A 19,479-nucleotide genomic window follows, 5' to 3' on the forward strand; every position below is an offset into this window, starting at 1 on the left:
CACCATGCCGCGGGCTGAATGCAGGCCGGACGGATCGGCCGGATCAGTCGAGCAGCAGCGCCGGCTCCTCGAGGATGCTGGCCACGTCGGCGAGGAAGCGGCTGGCCACGTCCCCGTCGACGACACGGTGGTCGAAGGAGGCGCCGAGGGTCGTCACGAAGCGCGGCCGCACCTCGCCCTCGAACACCCACGGCTTCTGCTTGATCGTGCCCAGCGCGACGATGCCGACCTCGCCGGGGTTGAGGATCGGCGTGCCCGTGTCCATCCCGAACACACCGATGTTGGTGATCGTGATCGTCCCGCCCTGCATGTCCTGCGGCGGGGTCTTGCCGTCGCGGGCCGTCAGGGTCAGCCGCTCGAGCGCCTGCGCCAGCTCGAGCAGGGTCATCGACTGCGCCTCCTTGACGTTCGGCACGATGAGCCCGCGCGGGGTCGCGGCGGCGACGCCGAGGTTGACGAAGTGCCTGACGATGATCTCTTCGTCCGTCCACGCGGCGTTCACCATCGGGTTGCGGCGCACGGCCCAGATGATCGCCTTGGCCACGACCAGAAGCGGCGAAACCTTGACGCCGGCGAAGTCGGTCGAGGCCTTGAGCCGCTTGACGAACTCCATCGTGCGGGTGGCGTCGACGTCGACGAACAGGCTCACGTGCGGTGCCTCGTACGCGGAACGGACCATGGCGCTCGCGGTCATCTTGCGCACGCCCTTCACCGGGATGCGCTCCTCGCGCTCGTCCTTCCACGCCGGCGTCTCGATGTTGCGGAAGACGCTGGCCTGGCTCGCCTCGCGGACGACGTCGTCGCGGGTGATCTCTCCGACGAGGCCCGTGCCGACGACCGTGGTCAGGTCGACGCCGAGGTCCTTGGCCAGCTTCCGGATCGGGGGCTTGGCGATGACGGGGACGGCGGCGGCCGCCGGCACGGAGCGCGGCGCCGGACGCGAGGGCGCCGAACGCTGCACCGGAGCCGCAGCGGGGGCGGCGGCGCGCGCGGCCGGCTGGTCGCCGGACGCGCCGTCGCGACGCTCGGCGCGGGTGCGGCCCCTGCGCCGCGAGCCGGCCGTGCCCTCCGAGCCGTAACCGACGAGGACGGCGCCGGAGCCCGCATCCTCGTCGGGGTCGGTCTCGACGCCCGCGGTCACCTCGACCGGCTCGGTGACGAGCGAGTCGGAGACGGGGGCGCCGTCGCCGTCGTCGTCGCCCTCCCCGTCGATCCGGACGATCGCGGTGCCGACGTCGACCGTCGTGCCCTCCTCGACGAGGAGGGCGCCGACGACACCGGCGTAGGGGGACGGGAGCTCGACGAGCGACTTGGCGGTCTCGATCTCGACGATGACCTGGTTGACCTCGACCGTGTCCCCCGCGGCGACCCTCCACGAGACGATCTCGGCCTCGGTCAGGCCCTCGCCGACGTCGGGGAGGGTGAAGAACTGTTCAGACATGAAGACTCCTGCGGGTGGGCCGAGCTAGTAGGCGAGGGAGCGGTCGATGGCCTCGAGGACCCTGTCCGCGTCGGGGACGAAGAACCCCTCCAGCTTCGCCGCGGGGAACGGGGCGTCGAAGCCGGAGACCCGCAGCACGGGCGCCTCCAGCGAGTAGAAGGCCTTCTCCGTGATCGTCGCGGCGATCTCCGAGCCGAGCGAGACGTTGCCGTTGGCCTCCTGCGCCAGGACGAGTCGGCCCGTCCGGCGAACGCTCTCCAGGATCGGCTCGAAGTCGACCGGTGACAGCGACCGCAGGTCGACCACCTCGGCGCTAATGCCCTCCGCGGCGGCGATCTCCGCCGCCTGCAGCAGGGTCGAGACCATCGCCCCGTGACCGAGCAGGGTGACGTCGTCGCCCCGGCGGACCACCCGTGCGCTGTGCAGTGGCGCCGCGGAACCGCCGAGGTCCACCTCGCCCTTCGGCCAGTACCGGCTCTTCGGCTCGAAGAACAGAACCGGGTCGGGCGAGGCGATGGCCTCCTGGATCATCCAGTAGGCGTCGTTCGGCGTCGAGGGGCTCACCAGCCGCAGGCCGGGCGTGTGAGCGAAGTAGGCCTCGGGGCTCTCCTGGTGGTGCTCGACCGCGCCGATCCTGCCGCCGTACGGCACCCGGATCACGACCGGCATGTCGATGGCACCGCGGTGCCGGGCGATCATCCGCGACAGCTGCGTGGTGATCTGGTTGAAGGCGGGGAAGATGAAGCCGTCGAACTGGATCTCGCACACCGGACGGTAGCCGCGCATCGCCATCCCGATGGCCGTGCCGACGATGCCGGACTCGGCCAGGGGGGTGTCGCGGACGCGCTCGGCACCGAACTCCGCGTGCAGTCCCTCGGTCACACGGAAGACCCCGCCGAGCGGGCCGATGTCCTCGCCCATGAGCAGGACGCGCTCGTCGGCGAGCATCGCCTGGCGCAGTCCGGAGTTGATGGCCTTCGCCATCGTCAGCGTCGCCGTGCGGGGCTCGTCGACGGCACCGGAGGGGGTCTCGGGCGCCGACGGGACGGACGAGCCGCCCACCGCGTCGGACGCGGCCGGGACGGAGGGCTCGGTACGGGACGTGGTGCTCATCACTCGGCCTCCATCTGGCGCTCGTAGTCGTCGAGCCACGCGCTCTGCTCGTCGATGCGGGGGTGGTCTTGCGCGTACACGTGGTCGAAGATCTCCTCCCTCCCCGGGGGCTGGAGGGCGAGGGCGCGGCGGCGGACGTCGGAGGCGAAGTCGGCCGCGTCGGCGTCGGCCCGGGCCAGCAGCGCCTCGTCCGCGCCCTTCGCGAGGAGGTAGGCGTCGAAGCGGGCGATCGGGTCCCTGGTGCTCCAGTAGTCGACCTCGTCGTTGAGCCGGTACTTGGTGGGGTCGTCACTGGTCGTGTGCGCGCCCATCCGGTAGGTCAGTGCCTCGATGTACGCCGGCCCGAGCCCGGAGCGGGCCTCGTCCAGGTGATGCGCGGTGACCGCGTAGGAGGCGAGCACGTCGTTGCCGTCGATCTGCACACCGGGGATGCCGAAGCCGCCCGGCCGGTTGACCAGCGGCACCCGCGACTGCCGCTCGACGGGCACCGAGATGGCCCAGTGGTTGTTCTGCAGGAAGAACACCTGGGGCGTCTGGTAGCTGGCGGCGAAGACGAGCGACTCGCTCGCGTCCCCCTCCGAGGTGGACCCGTCGCCGAAGTAGACGAGCACGGCCTCGTCGCGGTCGACGTCGCCCGTGGCGCACGCGCCGTCCAGACCGATCCCCATCGCGTAGCCGGTGGCGTGAAGCGTCTGCGCCGCGAGGACGAGGGTGTAGAGGTGCGTGTTGCCGTTGGACGGGTCGGTCGGGTCCCAGCCCCCGTTGCTCAGGCCCTTCATCAGCCGGACGATGTCGATCGGGTCGACGCCCCTGATCACCGGGACGATGTGCTCCCGGTACGACGGGAAGATGTGGTCCTGCGCCCTCGCGGCCCTGCCGGAGCCGACCTGTGCGCCCTCCTGGCCCCTGGACGGCGGCCAGAGCGCCATCTGGCCCTGCCGCTGCAGGTTGGTCGCCTCGGTGTCGAGGGCGCGGGAGAAGCGCATGTCGCGCAGGAAAGTCGTGTGGTCGTCGTCGCCGAGCGCGTCGAGGCGCTCCAGGTAGGGCTCCGCGCTCGCGGTGGGGGCGAAGCGACCGTTCTCGTCGAGGAAACGGACGGTGTCGGCGGCGATCTCGTGCGGTGCTGATGCCATCGTCTTAGGCTAACCCTTCCGTGACGGGCCGCCCAGGAGCGGGTGTCCCGGCTCCAGGAGGGCGACGATCTCTGCGGCGGCGGCGGTCAGGCGCGCCGTCGCCTCCTGCTCCCCGATGCTGATGCGGACCCCGGAGCCGGGGAACGCCCGTCCGATGATCCCGTGCCGTTCGAGCACTCCGGCGACGGCCCCGGTCTGCTCCCCCGCGTCGAGCCAGAGGAAGTTGCCGTGCGGCTCGGGCACGCGCAGCCCCGCGGCGCGGACCGCGTCGAGCTGTTCGGACCGGCGCCCGACGAGCACGGAGACGCGCTCGAGCATCTCGTCGTCCCGCGCGAGCGACTCCAGGGCGGCGTTCTCGGCGAGACCGGTGACGGCGAGCGGGATCGCGGTCGACCTGGCGGCGTCGAGGAGGGCCCTGTCGCCGATCGCATAGCCGACGCGCAGACCCGCGAGGCCGTAGGCCTTGCTGAAGGTCCGCAGCAGGACGACGTTCGGGTGCTCCCTGACGATGCTCGCCCCGTCGGCGATGGACGGGTCGACGACGAACTCGCGATACGCCTCGTCGAGGATGACGAGCACGGACTCCGGGACACGGTCGAGGAACGAACGCAGCTCCGTCTCGGTGACGATCGACCCGGTCGGATTGTTGGGCGAGCAGACGATGACGGCCCTCGTGCGGTCACCGATGGCGTCGGCCATGGCGTCGAGGTCGTGCCGGTGGTCGGCGGTGAGGGGCACCTGGACGCTCGTCGCACCGGTCACGGTCACGAGCGAGGGGTACGCCTCGAAGGAGCGCCACGGGTAGACGACCTCGTCGCCCGCTCCTGCGACGGCGAGGAGGAGCTGGGCGATCAGCGAGACCGAGCCCGCTCCGACGTGCACCTCGTCGACGTCGACGTCGAAGCGGGCCGCGAGCGCGGCGCGAAGCCTGGCGGCCGTGGCGTCGGGGTAGCGGTTGATGGCTCCGTCCCCGACAGCGGCCTCGACCACGCCGGGAAGGGGCGGGAAGGGGTTCTCATTGCTCGACAGTTTGAGCGCGTCGCTCGCGGCCGGGCGGCCCTGCCGGTACGCGGGAAGCCCGGCGATCTCCGGCCGCAGCCGCACCTGGGTCCGAGTCGTTGATGTCACCCGTCGAGTCTACGGCCGCCCGATTCGGCCCCGAGAATATTGCGGCCGTGTGAGTATGGCGTCATGACCGGTTTCCTGCTCCGCATCGTCACCAACGCCGTCGCCATCTGGCTGACCACCCTGCTGCTCGCGGGCGTCAGCGTCCGCGCCTTCGCCGACGGTGTCGGGCCGGAGCTGCTCAGCTACGCGGTGGTCGCGCTCGTGTTCGCGGTGGTGAACGCCGTCATCGGCACGGTGATCCGGATCGTCGCCTTCCCCCTCTACGTGCTCACGCTCGGACTGATCTCGTTCCTCGTCAACGGGCTGCTCCTGCTGATCACCGCGGGGGTGACGTCGTGGTTCGGCTTCGGCCTCGTCGTGGACGGATTCTGGTGGGGTGTCCTGGGGGCGCTCCTGATCTCGGTCTTCAACGCCCTCCTGAACTCGGTGCTCCGGACCGCCCGCGACGACTGAGCTCCGTGTGCTCGGTGAGCCGGTATCCCCGGCTCTCGCCTACCGCTCCGGGCGGCACGATCGCGGAGACGTGGCCGACCACTCGCGGGTCGGCCGCCCGGTCGGCCGCCGAGGCGGTCCGCAGGTAGCGTTCCCGTGCGTGCCCCGCGGCGCCGACGGCGGCGGCCGCCCCGGCACCGCTCGGTGCCGTGACGACGACGCGGCCAGGGTCGTGGCCACTCGGCTCACCGCCGGACAGGACAGGCACGGGATCGTCCGAGTGGCGCACGGTGAGAGCCGCCACACCCCGGCCGGGCACGATGCCGTCGCCGGGTGAGCCGAAGCCCGTGGTGGATTCGACGGGGAAACGCCCGTCCGCCGCGATGCGCGAGGCGATGAGCGCACCCTGGCTGTAGCCGACGAGGTGCACACGATCCCCCTCCGCGACCCCCGCGTCGGACAGCGCCTGCTCCACCGCCCGCTGCGAGGCGCCGACCCGGCCGGACACCCCCGCGAGGTTGCTCGAGAGGTCGAAGGGTTCGGACCCGTCGGGGTCGTCCCGTGTTCCGGAGATGTAGGCGACGACCGTGTCCGATCCCCCGCGGGAGCCCGGATACCTGTCGATGCGCAGCTGCGGGCCGCCGTCGGGGATGCGCTCCAGGTGGGCGGCCAACGTCGCCGGGGCCCTGACCGGCTCGGGATCCCCCGCCCGAGCGGAGACCGGCCCCTCCCCCGCCCCGGAGAGCCGCGCAGCAATAGCTGCATATCGCCGAGCGGAGCGGGGGTCGGCTCTGGCGCCCACGACTCGCTCGGTCGCCAGGACGACGAACGCGGCCGCTCCGACGGGCTCGGCATAGCCCGACGCGACCGGAGCGAAGCCTGGCCCGGCAGCGCTCAGTCCCGCGCTGATGGCGGTCTCGCCCTCCTCGCTGCGCTCGGCCGCCTGCCGGAGCGTCCGGGCCAGGCGCACGCAGTCCTCCACGAGCACCGCGAGCGCTCCCCGCGCCTGGACGAAGCCCTCTCCGCCGAGACCGTCGTGCCGTCCGCAGTCGTCCAGGCAGGACTGCAGTTGCTCGGCACGATCCCACACGGCCGCGGCCGCGGTGAAGAGCCGGTCGGTGTCGACCGAGATGAAACCGCTCGTGACCACCGGACTCGGGTCCTCGCTCACTCGGACCTCCCCCGCGTCGTCAGCCCGCGACGAGAACCGCGGCGTCCAGCAGGGCGACGACGCGGCGATGACTGTCGCCGATCTCGACGAGACGCGCCGCACAGGCCGCCGCCGCCGGCGAGTGCCAGGGTGCGGCCAGATCGAGGATCCGCGGACCCAGATCGATCGAGCGGACGCGGTCGACCAGCTCCGTCGCCGCACCCCCGTCCGACACGGCCGACAGGAACGGCGCTCCCCCCGGCAGATCCCGACCCCAGTACTCCACTCCCCGCGTCCTTTCCCGCGCCGCTGTGTCCGCCGATCGTCCCCATCCCGTACCCCCTCGTGCTGCCTGCCGTCGTCGCTGTCCACGCGTCGCAGACTGCACCCGACAGGGCGGTGCGGACGCCGTGCACGGCGCATTGTGCACGACGGGCCGCGTCTCCCCCTCGGGGAGGGTTTCGGCAGCACGGCGTGGCGCGGTCACGCCGCGTCCATCACAATGGGTGGCATGCTGCCCCCACGCCTGGCCCAGAACGATCGCTTCGGCATCGCTTTTGTCTGCGCGGGGAACATCTGCCGCTCCCCCATGGCCGAGGCGATCTTCCAGCATCAGGTCAGCACGGCGGGGCTCCAGGATCACGTCGCGGTCCGGTCGGCTGGCATCGGGGACTGGCACGTCGGAGAGCCTCCCGACCACCGCACGCTCGAGGCGCTGACCCGTCACGGGTACCCGCTCCTCGGGCGGCGCGCCCAGCAGTTCGATCCGGCCTGGTTCCCCGATCTCGACCTCGTCGTCGCGCTCGACAGCAGTCACGAGCGGGCGCTGCGCGACTGGGCGCCGAGCGAGTCGGACAGGAGCAAGGTCGCCACTCTGCTCAGTTTCGACCCTGCACAGGCCGCATCCCGCGACGTCCCCGACCCCTATTACCGCGACGATGCGGCGTTCGAGCAGGTTTTGGGCATGATTGAGGAAGCGTCGGCGCAGCTGTTCCGCCAGATCAGGCCGGCGATCACCTGATCACGCCGGCCGTTCGCTGACCACACCAGTCATCCACTAGGGAGCCAACCGATGACCTCACTTCCTCCGCAGCCGCTGAGCCCGCTGGACGGCCGGTACCGCACCGCCGTCGGACCCCTCGGCGATTACCTGTCCGAGGCCGGCCTCAACAGGGCGAGGGTCCAGGTCGAGGTCGAGTGGATCATCTACCTCACCGAGCACTCCATGTTCGGATCGTCGCCGCTGACCGACGAGCAGCAGCACGCCCTGCGCGCGCTCTACGTCGACTTCGGCGAGTCGGAGATCGCCTGGCTGGCCGAGAAGGAGGCGGTCACCCGCCACGACGTCAAGGCGGTCGAGTACCTCGTCAGGGACCGTCTGGAGTCCCTCGACCTCGGTCACATCGCGGAGCTCACGCACATCACCTGCACGAGCGAGGACATCAACAACCTCTCGTACGCTCTCACCGTGTCCAGCGCGGTCCAGAGCGTCTGGCTGCCGGCGCTTCGCAGCGTGGTGAGCGCCCTCAGGGAGAGCGCGCACGAGTACCGGGGCGATGCGATGCTCTCGCGCACCCACGGGCAGCCGGCCACGCCGACGACGATGGGCCGCGAGCTCGCGGTCACCGCGTGGCGGCTGGAGCGCATCGCCGCCCAGGTCGACGGCACCGAGTACCTCGGCAAGTTCTCGGGTGCGACGGGGACGTTCGCGGCCCACCTGGTCGCGGACCCCGACGTCGACTGGACCGGGGTGTCCCGCGAGTTCGTCGAGTCCCTCGGTCTGGTGTGGAACCCGCTCACCACGCAGATCGAGTCACACGACTGGCAGGCCGAGCTCTACAGCCGCATCTCGCACGCCAACCGGGTGCTGCACAACCTCGCCACCGACGCGTGGACGTACATCTCGCTCGGCTACTTCCGGCAGATCCCGCAGGCCGGGGCGACCGGTTCGTCGACGATGCCGCACAAGATCAACCCCATCCGCTTCGAGAACGCCGAGGCGAACCTCGAGCTGTCCAGCGCGCTCCTCGACTCGCTCGCGGCGACGCTGGTCACCAGTCGGCTGCAGCGTGATCTGACGGACTCGACGACGCAGCGGAACATCGGGGTCGCGCTGGGGCACTCACTGCTCGCCCTCGACAACCTGCGTCGGGGCCTCGGCGAGATCGATCTCGACCGCGCGGTGCTCGCCGCCGACCTCGATTCCAACTGGGAGATCCTCGGCGAGGCGATCCAGACCGTCATCAGGGCCGAGGTCGTCGCGGGTCGTTCCCAGATCAGCGATCCCTACGCGCTCCTCAAGGATCTGACACGGGGCAAGCGGATCGGCGCTGCCGAGCTCGCCGAGTTCGTGTCGGGGCTGGACATCGGTGACGCTGCGAAGGCGCGCCTACTCGCCCTCACCCCTGCCGGCTACGTCGGGCTGTCCGACTCGCTCGTCGACCTGCTCCCCTGAGGAATGCCCGGCGGGGCGCCGTCCCCGCCGGGCAGCCGCTCCGCAGCGTGACGGTCACTGCACGGGGATCACGGCGCAGTTGCCGCAGATCGACGGCCACAGATCACGGGCCGTCGCTCAACGGCCACCGATCAGTGTCCGCGGCCTCCGCCCGTTCCGGGCTTGTTGTCCTCGTCGCCGTCCTGCAGCCTGATGTCGTTGCGCTCGAGGTCATCGGGCTTGACCGAGAGCGCGAACATCGCGATCCCCACCAGCGACACGATGAAGGCGATGCCGAAGGCGATCAGCGCGAAGATCACGTCGCGGGTCGACATGAGCGTGATCAGGCCAGTGAAAACGCCAAGGATGGCGGAGATCACGATCAGCTCGACCGGCTTGAGGATCTCGCGGCGGCTGGGCTTGCGGGGCTCGGTGCTCACCGGGCGACCTCCTGATCGGCGGGGGCAGCGTCGCGCACGGTCGACTCGGTCCCCCACTTGTAGCTGAGTGCGGCGATGACGAGGTACACGCCGACGATCGCCGCGTACGCGCCGAAGGCGCCGAGCGTCAGCACCGAGGCGGTCTGCGCACCGGGCACGTTCTCCGTGCCGCCGTACTGCACGAAGAAGTCCGCCGGGACGAGAACGAAGACGACCGCGAGCACCATTGTCAGCACCGCGGTGAAGACCCACTCCTTGGAGAACGGCTGGCGCCCGCGGGCTCGGAGCCCTCCGATGAGCTCGACGATGCCGCTGGCACCCGCCCAGACCGCGACGAGAAGCAGCCAAACGCGCACCTCCGACGACACGAGCACCAGAGCCGCGATACCTGCCACCAGCGTGATTGCAGCCTGCACGATGCTGTAGACGCTCCACGGCCGTTCAAGCACCCGGGCGCTCCACGGGCCGACGGCGAGGGCGCTCACGATGGCGAAGACGCCAAAGATGAGCATGCCGCGGGACTCGGAGTGGTCCGTCGAGAACGTCACGGCCATGCCGGCTGCGAAGCTGAGCACGCCGCGGAGGGCGAGCGGGCCCCAGTACGGGAACGCTCCCGTCGTTGTGGACGTCGTGCCTGGCACAGTTGGCCCTCTCTCATCTGGTGCGGGGTCACCCCAGTCTACGTGCCGCGCACCGCACGCCCGACCGCACGGTCGCGACAGCGATCCGCCCGGGGCGGCCGAAACCCGACGGTGTCAGATCCCCGGAGCGAGGTCCGCGAAGCGCGAGTAGTGGCCGTGGAACGCGACGGTCACGGTCCGTGTCGGGCCGTTGCGGTGCTTGGCCACGATCAGGTCGGCCTCGCCCGCGCGCGGGCTGTCCTTCTCGTACACGCTCTCCCTGTGCAGCAGGATGACCATATCGGCGTCCTGCTCGAGCGAGCCGGACTCGCGCAGGTCGCTGACCGCCGGCATCTTGTCGGCGCGCTGCTCGGACGCACGGTTCAGCTGGGACAGCGCGATGACCGGGACCTGCAGCTCCTTAGCGAGCAGCTTCAGCGCACGGGAGAACTCGGAGACCTCCTGCTGCCTGCTCTCGACCCGCTTGCCGCTGGTCATCAGCTGCAGGTAGTCGATGACGACGAGCTTGAGCCCGACCTTCTGCTTGAGCCGACGGCATTTGGCACGGATCTCGACGAGCGTCATGTTGGGGCTGTCGTCGATGTACAGCGGCGCGTCGTTGATCTTGCCCCGCGTGGACGCGACCTTCGTCCAGTCGCGGTCGTCCATCTCGCCCTTGCGCATCGACTGCAGCGGGACGCTGGCCTCGGCCGACAGCAGGCGCATGGCGATCTCGCTCCTACCCATCTCGAGCGAGAAGAAGATCGCGGGCATGTTGTGGGCGATCGCCGCCGACCGCGCGAAGTCGAGGGCGAGGGTGGACTTTCCCATCGCCGGACGGGCGGCGACGATGATCAGCTGCCCTCCGTGGAAGCCGTTGGTGAGGTCGTCCATCTCGGCGAAGCCTGTCGGCGTTCCGGCCATTCCGCCGTCGGCGCCCTCCGCGGCCTCGATCTCGCTCATGGCAACGCCGACCGCGTCGCTCAGCGGGACGTAGTCCTCGGTCTCGACCCCGCCGGCGACGCTGTAGATCTCTGCCTGGGCGTTGTTCACCAGGTCGAGGACCTCCCCCTCGCCCGAGTAGCCCATCTGAACGATCCGCGTCCCGGCCTCGACCAGCCGGCGCAGGAGGGCACGCTCGGCGACGATGCTCGCGTAGTAGCCCGCATTCGCCGCCGTCGGCACGAGCGAGGTGAGGGTGTGCAGGTAGTCGGCGCCACCGGCACGGCTGAGGTCGCCGGTCTTGACCAGCTCGTCGGTGACAGCGATGACGTCGGTCGGCTCGCCCCTGGCGTACAACGACAGCAGGGCGTCGAACACGATCTCGTGCTTGGGGATGTAGAAGTCCTGGCCCCTGACCGTCTCGACCACGTCGGCCACGGCATCCTTGGACAGGAGCATGCCTCCGAGCGCCGACTGCTCGGCGAGGAGGTCATGCGGCGGCGTCCGGTCGTGACGCGGCTCCTCGGTGGGCATGGAGCCGATCTGAGCAAGTGACACCGGACGCCTTCTTTCTGATCACGAACCGCCGGCCCGAAGGAAACCGGGCCCAGTGGCCGGTCGGCCGTAACCCGCTAGCCGACACCCACTGGCCGACACGGGATTGGTCCGAACGTCCCAGTGGATGCCACGGCACTGAACGGTTTCAGTAGAGCAGCAGCCACCGACACTCGAACGTCGTCGAGCCGGAGGGCCGAGGTGCCGGACGGAACCGGTTCGGCACGGTCGATTCACCCTAGGGAGCCCCGGCGATCCAGGCCAAATCAGACCTGTGGACAATGCGGTGGAAAACGTGGGCGCAACGCCGTCGCCCTTGTGAACAACCAGGGAAAAAACCTGTGGACAGCATGGGGAGTAACATTTCACTTTATTGATCTGACCAGGGATTTCCTTGCTCCACACCCTGTGGGGAAAAACCGACCTCAAGTAAGGGTTGAAGCATCGGGCTTGACGTTGCGCTATGTGTACTTCTCTGGGGAAAACACCCCCCGAAACGGGGTGTCAGCCAGCCTCGCGCCATCCCCGTCGTGGCCCGTTCACCCGGCGCTCGGCATCGTCACATTCGCACGCGCGGACAGGACGGTGAGGCGGCGTGAACAGCCCTCAAGGCGGGCCGACCGCCGGCACGCGCCCGAGTCGGCTGCGCGCCCAGCCCGGACCGCTGCATTCGCCCGCGCACGCCCGCGGACGAGCGGCCACCGTGCACCAGCGGCGTCCGCGCACCAGCGGTGTCCGCGCACCAGCGGTGTCCGCGCACGACGAAGGGGGAGGGCCGAAGCCCTCCCCCTTCTGTCACCGCGAGACGCGGGTGGCGCTACTTGGCCGCGACGACCTGGAGCGTGATGGTGGCGAGAACGTCCTCGTGCAGACGGACGGTCGCCTCGTGGCTGCCCACGACCTTGATCGGGTTGACGATCTGGACCTTGCGCTTGTCGATCTGGCCGAGGCCGGCCTCGGCGACCGCGTCAGCGATCTGCGCGGGCTTGACCGAGCCGAACAGACGACCCTCGTTGCCGGCCTTGACGGCGAGCTTGACCGCGGTGCCCTCGAGCGAGGCCTTGAACGCCTGAGCGTCCTCGAGCGAGGCCAGGGCACGAGCGCTGCGCGCGGCCTTGATCTGCTCGACCTGCTTCTGACCGCCACGCGACCAGACGACCGCGAAGCCCTGGGGGACCAGGTAGTTGCGGGCGTAACCGTTCTTGACCTCGACGACGTCGCCGGGGGTTCCGAGGCCATCGACCTCGTGCGTGAGAATGAGCTTCGACATGATTCGTTACTCCTTAGCGGCCGGAGCCGGCGTAGGGGAGGAGCGCCATCTCACGCGCGTTCTTGACGGCACGTGCGATGAGACGCTGCTCCTGGACGGAGACGCCGGTGATGCGGCGCGCACGGATCTTGCCGCGCTCAGAGACGAACTTGCGGAGGGTCGCGACGTCCTTGTAGTCGATGACGCCGACGCGGATCGCCTTCGCGGGAGCGACGACCTTGGCGCCCTTCCCGCGGGGCTTGCGGCTCGTGCCGCTTGACTTTCCAGCCATAGTTTTTCCTTATCGATAAGAAAGATGTGTGTCCCGGCATGCGGGACGGGAATCAGAAGGGGGTGTCGTCGCCGAACGATCCCGGCGTGTTCCAGCCGCCAGCACCGCCGCCGGAGACGGCGGGACCGGACGCGGCCCACGGCTCGTCGTTCGACGGGTACTGCTGCTGCTGGACCTGCCCCTGACCGCGGTTTCCGCCGCCGCCCCCGCCACTGGTGCGGGTGACCTGCGCGGTCGCGTAGCGGAGGCTCGGGCCGATCTCGTCGACCTCGAGCTCGATGACGGTGCGCTTCTCGCCCTCCTTGGTGTCGTAGGAGCGCTGACGCAGACGACCCTGCGCGATCACGCGCTGGCCCTTCGTCAGCGAGCCGGCGACGTTCTCGGCGAACTCGCGCCACACACTGGCGCGCAGGAAGAGCGCCTCGCCGTCCTTCCACTCGTTCGACTGACGGTCGAAGGTGCGAGGGGTCGAGGCGATGGTGAAGTTCGCCACGGCCAGTCCGGACTGCGTGTAGCGCAGCTCAGGGTCGGCCGTGAGGTTCCCCACGACGGTGATGACGGTTTCGCCGGCCATCGGGACTAGGCGTCCTTCTTGACGGAGGCAGCCTTGCGGGCTGCCTTGGCGTCCTGACGCTTGGCCTCGGCCTCGACCTGGGCGATCGCCTCTTCGGCACGCAGCACCTTCGTGCGCATGACGGCCTCGGACAGCTTCAGCTGACGGTCGAGCTCGTTCGTCGCCTCGCTGGTCGCGGTGAAGTCGACGACGGCGTAGATGCCCTCGCTCTTCTTGTTGATCTCGTAGGCGAGACGGCGGCGGCCCCAGATGTCGACGTTGTCGATCGTGCCACCGTCGTTGCGGATGACGTTGAGGAACTTGTCGAGACTGGGAGCAACGGTGCGCTCGTCAATCTCGGGGTCCAGAATCACCATGAGTTCGTACTGATGCGTCACTAACCCACCTCCTTCGGACTTAACGGCTGCAGGATTTCTGCAGCAGGAGGGTTGTTGCATCGTCGCCGGTGTGCAGGATGCACGGGGGCAACCCTGCAACCCTATCGGAGGCCACAGCCTTAAGCGAGCCATGGGCCGATCGGCGTGCAGAAAACGCCAGGCACGTATGCCTGTGAGTTCCCTTAGACTTCTGGACTGTCACCACTGACACGACGCAAGGGACCATCTCCATGTCCGACCAGACACCCACGCCTCCCACCGACGGACCCGCCGTCCCGCCCGTGCCGCCGGCGCCGCCCGTGGCACCGCAGGGACCGTCCGCCCCTCAGGGCCAGGGGAATGGCCTCGCGATCACCGCCCTCGTCCTCGGAATCCTCTCCGTCGTGCTGTGCTGGTTCCCGCTGCTGGCCGCACCGCTCGGGATCGTGGCGCTCGTCCTCGGAATCGTCGCGCTCCGCAAGCGCCAGGCGAAGGGCATGTCGCTGACCGGCATCATCACCGGTGGCGTCGGCGTGCTGATCTCGATCATCGTGATCATCATCTCCGCGATCGTCTTCGCAACCGCGATCTCCACCGCCAACAACTACACAGACGAGTACACCGAGCAGTCGGAGGCCGTGTACGAGCTCGAGTTCCGCGCCTCGGTCAACTCGGGCGACGCGAGCGTCAGCTACAGCACCGGGGGCAGCAGCTCGTCCACCGACATCACCGCGGAGGAGTGGTCCGAGACCGCCACCCTCGAGGGCTACGACGCCGCCTCCCTCGTCGTCACGGGCGACTACGAGACCAGTGACCAGGAGGTCACCTGCGAGCTCATCCTCGACGGCGAGGTCGTCGACAGCCAGAGCGGCACCACGAGCGTCAGCTGCTCGGCAAGCACCTTCTGACCCGGCAGCGCCGAGCACAGAACCCCGAGTGCCCCGACCGGATGACGGTCGGGGCCCTCGTCGTCCACCGGCGCGGCTCCGTGTGCCGCGGTCAGCGACGCCTACCCCGCAGAGCCCTGGACCGGGGGCGGGGCGGCGATACTGGGCTCAGCGGGGGAGAGCACACGCTCGAAGCAGATCGAGTGCGGGTCGTCCGCGTAGGCGCCGAAGCGCTCGATCCGCCGGTAGCCCTCCCGCTCGTACAGCCGGATCGCCTCCGGCTGCCTGTCGCCGGCCTCGAGCAGCATCCGCGTCGCCCCCTCCGCCCGTGCGGCCGATTCGAGCGCCCTGAGCACGGCGACGGCGACGCCCCTGCCGCGGGACTCGGGCACCACGTACATCCGCTTGAGCTCGACCACCCCGTCGCCGAGCGGTCGCAGCCCACCGCAGCCGAGCGCTGAGCCGTCCGCCGCGCGGGCGACGAGGAAGACGCTGACCGAGTCGGCCGTCGGGGCCGCGCCGTACTCGTGGTCGTCGTTGCCGTAGCGGGAGTCGAGCTCGGCCCGCTGGGCGGCGCGCAGCGATGTCGCGTCCGGGTCATCCCAGGCGACGCTGTCGATGCGGAGTGGGGTCGTCATGAATCGGGTCCTCTCGTCGTAACAAACGTTACGGTAACACTTGTTACGCTGTGCTCAGACCCCGGACACGGCGACCAGCACAGCACCCCCGAGAGCCGCGTGCGGGAACCAGCCCCGCGGGCCTCCGTTCCCGCCGACCCCCAGAGAGGAGCCCGGCAGCATGACCCGCACGAGAGACGACGACCGGCGCGAACGCCTGTCCGCCGCCACCTGGACCGTCCTGGCCAGGGACGGGGTCTCCGGGCTCACGCTGCGCGCCGTCGCCGCCGAGGCCGGATGCACCACCGGCCTCGTCCTGCACGCCTTCGCCGACAAGCGTGCCCTGCTCCTGCACGCGCGCGAACTGCTGCACAGCCGTGGCACGAGCCACGCGGACGCCCTCGACGACGGAACGCGCGGGCCCGCGGACGTGCTGCGGCTGTTCCTGCTGCGCAGCGTCGACGCCGGACCGGGGGAGGACGACGGAACCGACCGCAACGAGGACGCCAGGGTGTGGCTCGGGTTCCTGGCCGCCTCGCTGTCCGACCCCGTGCTCGCCGAACGGCACAGGCAGGGCAACCACGCGTTCCTCGGCCGGTGCGCCGCCCTCATCGGCCGGGCGCTCCCCGAGCTGGGGGAGCGGGAGTGCGAGGAGAGGGCGCTCGCGCTGTCCGCCACCGTCGAGGGCCTGAACACACTGAGCACCGCCGATCCCGATCGCTACGACCGCCGCGTCAGGCGCTCCGCGGTCGACGGCGCGATCCGCACCGCCCTGGCCCCGAGACCGTAGGCTGTAATCCCGTTCCGTCCGTCGTTCCCGAGAGGAACCCCCATGGCCCGACGACCCGCGCGCGGCCCCGCCGCCGTCCTCGTTCTCCTCGGCGTGCTCGGCACGAGCGCCTGCGCACCGGGCGGAGCGGAGGAGTGCGCGAGCTGGCCGGAGCTCTCCAGCGAGCAGCAGCGCACCGACGCCTCCCAGCTCGTCGTCATCGGCACCGTCGACGAGCGCGACGGCGACGAGCGGATGCTCGGGGTCGATGCCGCGGCCTGGACCGTCACCGTCGACGAGACGCTCAAGGGCGACGCCGAGGCCGGCAGCCGGATCCGCGTCGTCTCCACGCCCGAGACGTGCGGCAGCGGCGACTGGAGCGACCCGCTCGACACCGACACCCCGCTCGTGCTCTACCTCGTCGGCGACGACCAGGGCAACTGGGCGACCGTGACGCCGTTCGACGGGACCGCTCCGGCCGTCTGATCAGCGCCGGCCCCGCGGGGAGCCCGCGCCCGACTCAGCCGTCGGTGACCGCGACGTTCGCGAGGTCCTGCGCCTGGGTCAGCGCCTCGCCGACCTCGCGATCACCCTCGAACATCTGGTCGAAGATGGGCTCGAACACGGCCGCGCCGTCCTCGTAGTGCGAGCTGGAGGGTGCGGGGATCGGGGTCGCACCGTTCACCGAGTCGAAGAACGGCGTGACGTCGACGTCCTCGCCGGACCAGTACGAGGTGAAGGCGTCCTCCGCCGCGGTGACGGCGGGAACCGCGCTGCCGGACGTGCCGAGGTAGGCGTTGCCCTCCTCGCTGCCCATCCAGCTCAGCACGCGCTTGATCTGGTCCTGCTTCTCGCTCTGGGCGTTGCCCGCGGCGACGATGCCGTTGGTGACCGAGACGCGGCCTTTCGGGCCGGAGGCCATCGGCACGACGCCCCAGTCGAAGTCGGCGCCGTCGGCGACGTTCTTCAGGTTGTAGACGCCCGACTGGAACAGGGCGAGCTTGCCGTCGATGAAGGCGTCGCGGCTGAAGTCGCCGTCCGCGTTCGTCTCCGCACCCGGGGGCGCGACGTGCGCGTCGTTGACCGCGTCGACGAGGTACTGGAACGCCTGGGCGGAGGCGGGCTCGGCGAAGGAGAACTGCTCGCCGTCCTCGAAGGAGCCGCCGTTCGAGCCGATGTAGGGCAGCAGGATCGCCTGCAGGTCGTTGCCGATGTTGGTGCCGTACTGCGCCAGCTTGTCGCCGGAGAAGCCCTTCTCGTCGCCGCGCGTGCCCGACTCGTCGACGGTGAGCTTCTTGGCCACGTCGAGGAAGGTGTCGTCGTCCTCGTCGGGGCTCCAGACCAGGGAGCCGAGGGACTCCGGGTCCACGCCGGCCTCCTCGAGGAGGTCGGCGTTGTAGTACGTCGCAATGCCGGCGTCGTACACCTGCGGGACACCCCAGAGGACGTCGTCCCTGGTGAACTGATCGACGACGCTGGACTCCCAGGCGCCGCGCGCGTTCGACCCGAGCGCCTCGTCGATGTTGACGAGGTTGTTGCTGTCCGCGTAGCCCGCGTAGCTGGACGAGTTCACCCAGAACACGTCCGCCGCGGTGGACCCGGCCACGTCGGTGCGCAGCTGCGTCCAGTACTCGTCCCACGGGACGACGGAGACCTCGACGTCGATGTCGCTGTTGGCCTTCTCGAACGCGGCGAACGACTCCTCGTAGGAGGCCGCGACCGTCTCGTCCCACAGCCGGACGGTCACCGTCGTGGTGCCGTCGGGGTTCTGGGTGCTGCTCGGCGCGGGGGAGGAGCACCCGGCGAGGGCGAGGGCGCCGACGGCGACGACGGCGGTGATGACGAGGGGGCGAGTACGCATGCTGCTCTTCCTGGGCCGACGCAGCCCGGTCGGGTGTCCGGGGTGCTCCGCGGCCCGAGACGGGGTTCGGACCCCCACGATGCTAGACCACGCCACTGCAAACATCGAACGGGCGTCCGGCCGGGCCGACGCGGGCCGAGGTGTTCTGCCCGCGCTCGGGAGCGGGGGAGTGCACAGCGACGGCCTCACGGAGCGGTCTACCGCGAGCCGCGGTCGAGGACCAGGATGGGGCCATGACGCCCGCAACCGAGCTCCCGCCCCTCACCGACCTCTACACGGACCTGCACGCGCACCCCGAGCTCAGCCTCGCCGAGACGCGCACGGCCGGCATCGTCGCCGAGCGGCTGCGCGCAGTGGGCTGCACCGTGGACACGGGCGTCGGAGGGACGGGGGTCGTCGGGGTCCTCGACCGCGGAGACGGACCGACCGTGCTGCTCCGCGCCGACATGGACGCGCTCCCGGTGGCCGAGCAGACCGGGCTGCCCTACCGGAGCACGGTGACGACGGTCACGCCCGACGGCCGTGAGGTGCCCGTCATGCATGCCTGCGGCCACGACATGCACACCGCCGCCCTGCTCGGCGCCGTCGCCGAGCTCGCCGCCGACACCGCTTGGAGCGGCAGGGCGCTCGCCGTCTTCCAGCCGGCCGAGGAGCTCGGCACCGGTGCCGCCGCAATGGTCGCCGACGGGCTGTTCGAGCGCTTCGGCACCCCCGACGTTGTCCTCGGCCAGCACGTCGCCCCACTGCCGGCCGGCGTGCTCGGCGTGCAGCCGGGACCGGCGTTCGCCGGCTCCGACGCCCTGACCATCCGGCTGTACGGCAGGGGAGGCCACGGATCACGCCCGGAGACGACGATCGATCCGGTCGTCCTCGCCGCCGCGGTGATCCTCCGGCTGCAGACGATCGTCTCGCGAGAGGTCGCCGGAGCAGAGACCGCCGTGCTCACCGTCGGCTCCGTCCACGCAGGGACGGCACCCAACATCATCCCCGACACGGCCGAGCTCACCGTCGGCATCCGGACGTTCACGCCGCAGGTGCGCGACCGCATCCTCACGGCGATCGAGCGCATCGTCCGCGCCGAGTGCGCCGCATCGGGGGCCGAGCGCGAGCCGGAGTTCACCTCGACCCACTCCTTCCCCCCTCTGGTCAACGACGGGGAGGGGGCCAGGGCGACCGCGGCCGCCCTCGCCGCGGGCGTGCCCGGCATCAGGGTCATCGAGCCGGGGCCGGTCACCGGGAGCGAAGACGTCGGCGGCTTCGCCACGGCGTCAGGCGCCCCACTGGTCTACTGGATCCTCGGCGGGGCCGACCCCTCGCTGTTCGCCGGGGCGAGGGACGAGGAGGACATCGCCCGCATCGTGGCCGAGCAGCCGTCCAACCACTCGCCGTTCTTCGCGCCGGTCATCGAGCCCACGCTCGGCATCGGCGTCGCGGCGCTGCGAACCGCGGCGCTGCACTGGCTCGCCCGCTGAGGCGACGGGAACGC

General features: G+C 70.4%; 22 protein-coding genes. 7 read left to right on the forward strand and 15 right to left on the reverse strand.

What is annotated here, in order from left to right; all coding sequences use genetic code 11:
• Positions 1-43 precede the first annotated feature (43 nt).
• The 4 genes from FM119_RS08260 to FM119_RS08275 all read right to left on the reverse strand — a co-directional run bounded on the left by FM119_RS08260 (position 44) and on the right by FM119_RS08275 (position 4,815).
• On the reverse strand, positions 44-1,441 hold the full coding sequence (locus FM119_RS08260; protein WP_087137199.1) for a dihydrolipoamide acetyltransferase family protein: 1,398 nt from the start codon (positions 1,439-1,441) through the stop codon (positions 44-46).
• Positions 1,442-1,465: 24 nt separating this feature from the next.
• The gene (locus tag FM119_RS08265) at positions 1,466-2,425 is read right to left on the reverse strand and encodes an alpha-ketoacid dehydrogenase subunit beta (RefSeq protein WP_245827397.1); all 960 of its coding nucleotides are present in this window, start codon (positions 2,423-2,425) and stop codon (positions 1,466-1,468) included.
• A gap of 128 nt (positions 2,426-2,553) precedes the next feature.
• Positions 2,554-3,687, reverse strand: coding sequence for a thiamine pyrophosphate-dependent enzyme (locus FM119_RS08270; RefSeq protein WP_087137201.1), 1,134 nt, complete (start codon positions 3,685-3,687; stop codon positions 2,554-2,556).
• Positions 3,688-3,696: 9 nt separating this feature from the next.
• Positions 3,697-4,815, reverse strand: coding sequence for a histidinol-phosphate transaminase (locus tag FM119_RS08275; RefSeq protein WP_245827393.1), 1,119 nt, complete (start codon positions 4,813-4,815; stop codon positions 3,697-3,699).
• A 63-nt stretch (positions 4,816-4,878) separates the two neighbouring features.
• Between FM119_RS08275 and FM119_RS08280 the strand changes: the two genes are divergently transcribed.
• Positions 4,879-5,268 carry a phage holin family protein gene (locus FM119_RS08280; RefSeq protein ID WP_087137203.1) on the forward strand — a complete coding sequence of 130 codons (390 nt, stop codon included), beginning with the start codon at positions 4,879-4,881 and terminating at the stop codon, positions 5,266-5,268.
• Here FM119_RS08280 and FM119_RS08285 read toward each other — a convergent pair.
• Complete coding sequence (locus FM119_RS08285) at positions 5,222-6,418, reverse strand: alpha/beta hydrolase family protein (protein WP_143822659.1); 1,197 nt, start codon at positions 6,416-6,418, stop codon at positions 5,222-5,224. The two genes, FM119_RS08280 and FM119_RS08285, sit on opposite strands and share 47 nt — an antisense overlap.
• Before the next feature lie 19 nt (positions 6,419-6,437).
• A complete protein-coding gene (locus tag FM119_RS08290) occupies positions 6,438-6,683 on the reverse strand; it encodes a hypothetical protein (RefSeq protein WP_087137205.1) in 246 nt (81 codons plus the stop codon).
• Positions 6,684-6,908: 225 nt separating this feature from the next.
• Here FM119_RS08290 and FM119_RS08295 point away from each other — a divergent pair, with 225 nt between their 5' ends.
• Both FM119_RS08295 and purB read left to right on the forward strand, forming a co-directional pair.
• The gene (locus FM119_RS08295; RefSeq protein WP_179205269.1) at positions 6,909-7,418 is read left to right on the forward strand and encodes a low molecular weight protein-tyrosine-phosphatase; all 510 of its coding nucleotides are present in this window, start codon (positions 6,909-6,911) and stop codon (positions 7,416-7,418) included.
• A gap of 51 nt (positions 7,419-7,469) precedes the next feature.
• Complete coding sequence (gene purB, locus FM119_RS08300) at positions 7,470-8,852, forward strand: adenylosuccinate lyase (RefSeq protein WP_087137206.1); 1,383 nt, start codon at positions 7,470-7,472, stop codon at positions 8,850-8,852.
• A 131-nt stretch (positions 8,853-8,983) separates the two neighbouring features.
• Here purB and FM119_RS08305 read toward each other — a convergent pair whose 3' ends face one another.
• From FM119_RS08305 to rpsF, 7 genes are all read right to left on the reverse strand, one after another.
• Complete coding sequence (locus tag FM119_RS08305) at positions 8,984-9,271, reverse strand: ABC transporter ATP-binding protein (protein WP_179205270.1); 288 nt, start codon at positions 9,269-9,271, stop codon at positions 8,984-8,986.
• Positions 9,268-9,912, reverse strand: a complete 645-nt coding sequence (locus tag FM119_RS08310; protein ID WP_087137207.1) for a DUF308 domain-containing protein — start codon at positions 9,910-9,912, stop codon at positions 9,268-9,270. The genes FM119_RS08305 and FM119_RS08310 overlap by 4 nt, the downstream gene beginning before the upstream one ends.
• Before the next feature lie 114 nt (positions 9,913-10,026).
• Positions 10,027-11,391 carry a replicative DNA helicase gene (dnaB, locus tag FM119_RS08315; RefSeq protein ID WP_420845583.1) on the reverse strand — a complete coding sequence of 455 codons (1,365 nt, stop codon included), beginning with the start codon at positions 11,389-11,391 and terminating at the stop codon, positions 10,027-10,029.
• Positions 11,392-12,205: 814 nt separating this feature from the next.
• A complete protein-coding gene (rplI, locus tag FM119_RS08320; protein ID WP_087137209.1) occupies positions 12,206-12,658 on the reverse strand; it encodes a 50S ribosomal protein L9 in 453 nt (150 codons plus the stop codon).
• A 13-nt stretch (positions 12,659-12,671) separates the two neighbouring features.
• Entirely contained in the window at positions 12,672-12,929 is a 258-nt protein-coding gene (gene rpsR / locus FM119_RS08325) for a 30S ribosomal protein S18 (protein ID WP_087137210.1), read from the reverse strand.
• Positions 12,930-12,981: 52 nt separating this feature from the next.
• Positions 12,982-13,503, reverse strand: a complete 522-nt coding sequence (locus FM119_RS08330) for a single-stranded DNA-binding protein (RefSeq protein ID WP_087137211.1) — start codon at positions 13,501-13,503, stop codon at positions 12,982-12,984.
• Positions 13,504-13,508: 5 nt separating this feature from the next.
• The gene (rpsF, locus tag FM119_RS08335; protein ID WP_420845584.1) at positions 13,509-13,859 is read right to left on the reverse strand and encodes a 30S ribosomal protein S6; all 351 of its coding nucleotides are present in this window, start codon (positions 13,857-13,859) and stop codon (positions 13,509-13,511) included.
• A 251-nt stretch (positions 13,860-14,110) separates the two neighbouring features.
• Here rpsF and FM119_RS08340 point away from each other — a divergent pair, with 251 nt between their 5' ends.
• The gene (locus FM119_RS08340) at positions 14,111-14,767 is read left to right on the forward strand and encodes a DUF4190 domain-containing protein (protein ID WP_087137213.1); all 657 of its coding nucleotides are present in this window, start codon (positions 14,111-14,113) and stop codon (positions 14,765-14,767) included.
• A 101-nt stretch (positions 14,768-14,868) separates the two neighbouring features.
• Here the strand turns inward: FM119_RS08340 and FM119_RS08345 are convergent, their stop codons facing one another.
• Positions 14,869-15,384, reverse strand: coding sequence for a GNAT family N-acetyltransferase (locus FM119_RS08345; protein ID WP_087137214.1), 516 nt, complete (start codon positions 15,382-15,384; stop codon positions 14,869-14,871).
• 160 nt (positions 15,385-15,544) lie between these two features.
• Between FM119_RS08345 and FM119_RS08350 the strand changes: the two genes are divergently transcribed.
• Positions 15,545-16,153 carry a TetR/AcrR family transcriptional regulator gene (locus FM119_RS08350; RefSeq protein WP_087137215.1) on the forward strand — a complete coding sequence of 203 codons (609 nt, stop codon included), beginning with the start codon at positions 15,545-15,547 and terminating at the stop codon, positions 16,151-16,153.
• A 42-nt stretch (positions 16,154-16,195) separates the two neighbouring features.
• Positions 16,196-16,618: a hypothetical protein gene (locus FM119_RS08355; protein ID WP_087137216.1), complete on the forward strand. Its 423-nt coding sequence runs from the start codon at positions 16,196-16,198 to the stop codon at positions 16,616-16,618.
• 34 nt (positions 16,619-16,652) lie between these two features.
• Here FM119_RS08355 and FM119_RS08360 read toward each other — a convergent pair whose 3' ends face one another.
• A complete protein-coding gene (locus FM119_RS08360) occupies positions 16,653-17,993 on the reverse strand; it encodes a sugar ABC transporter substrate-binding protein (protein ID WP_087137217.1) in 1,341 nt (446 codons plus the stop codon).
• Between the two features lie 233 nt (positions 17,994-18,226).
• Here FM119_RS08360 and FM119_RS08365 point away from each other — a divergent pair, with 233 nt between their 5' ends.
• Entirely contained in the window at positions 18,227-19,465 is a 1,239-nt protein-coding gene (locus tag FM119_RS08365; RefSeq protein WP_087137218.1) for an amidohydrolase, read from the forward strand.
• The last annotated feature ends 14 nt before the right edge of the window (positions 19,466-19,479 follow it).

Origin of the sequence: Mycetocola reblochoni REB411 (genome assembly GCF_900163835.1) — a bacterium.
GTDB lineage: Bacteria > Actinomycetota > Actinomycetes > Actinomycetales > Microbacteriaceae > Mycetocola_B > Mycetocola_B reblochoni.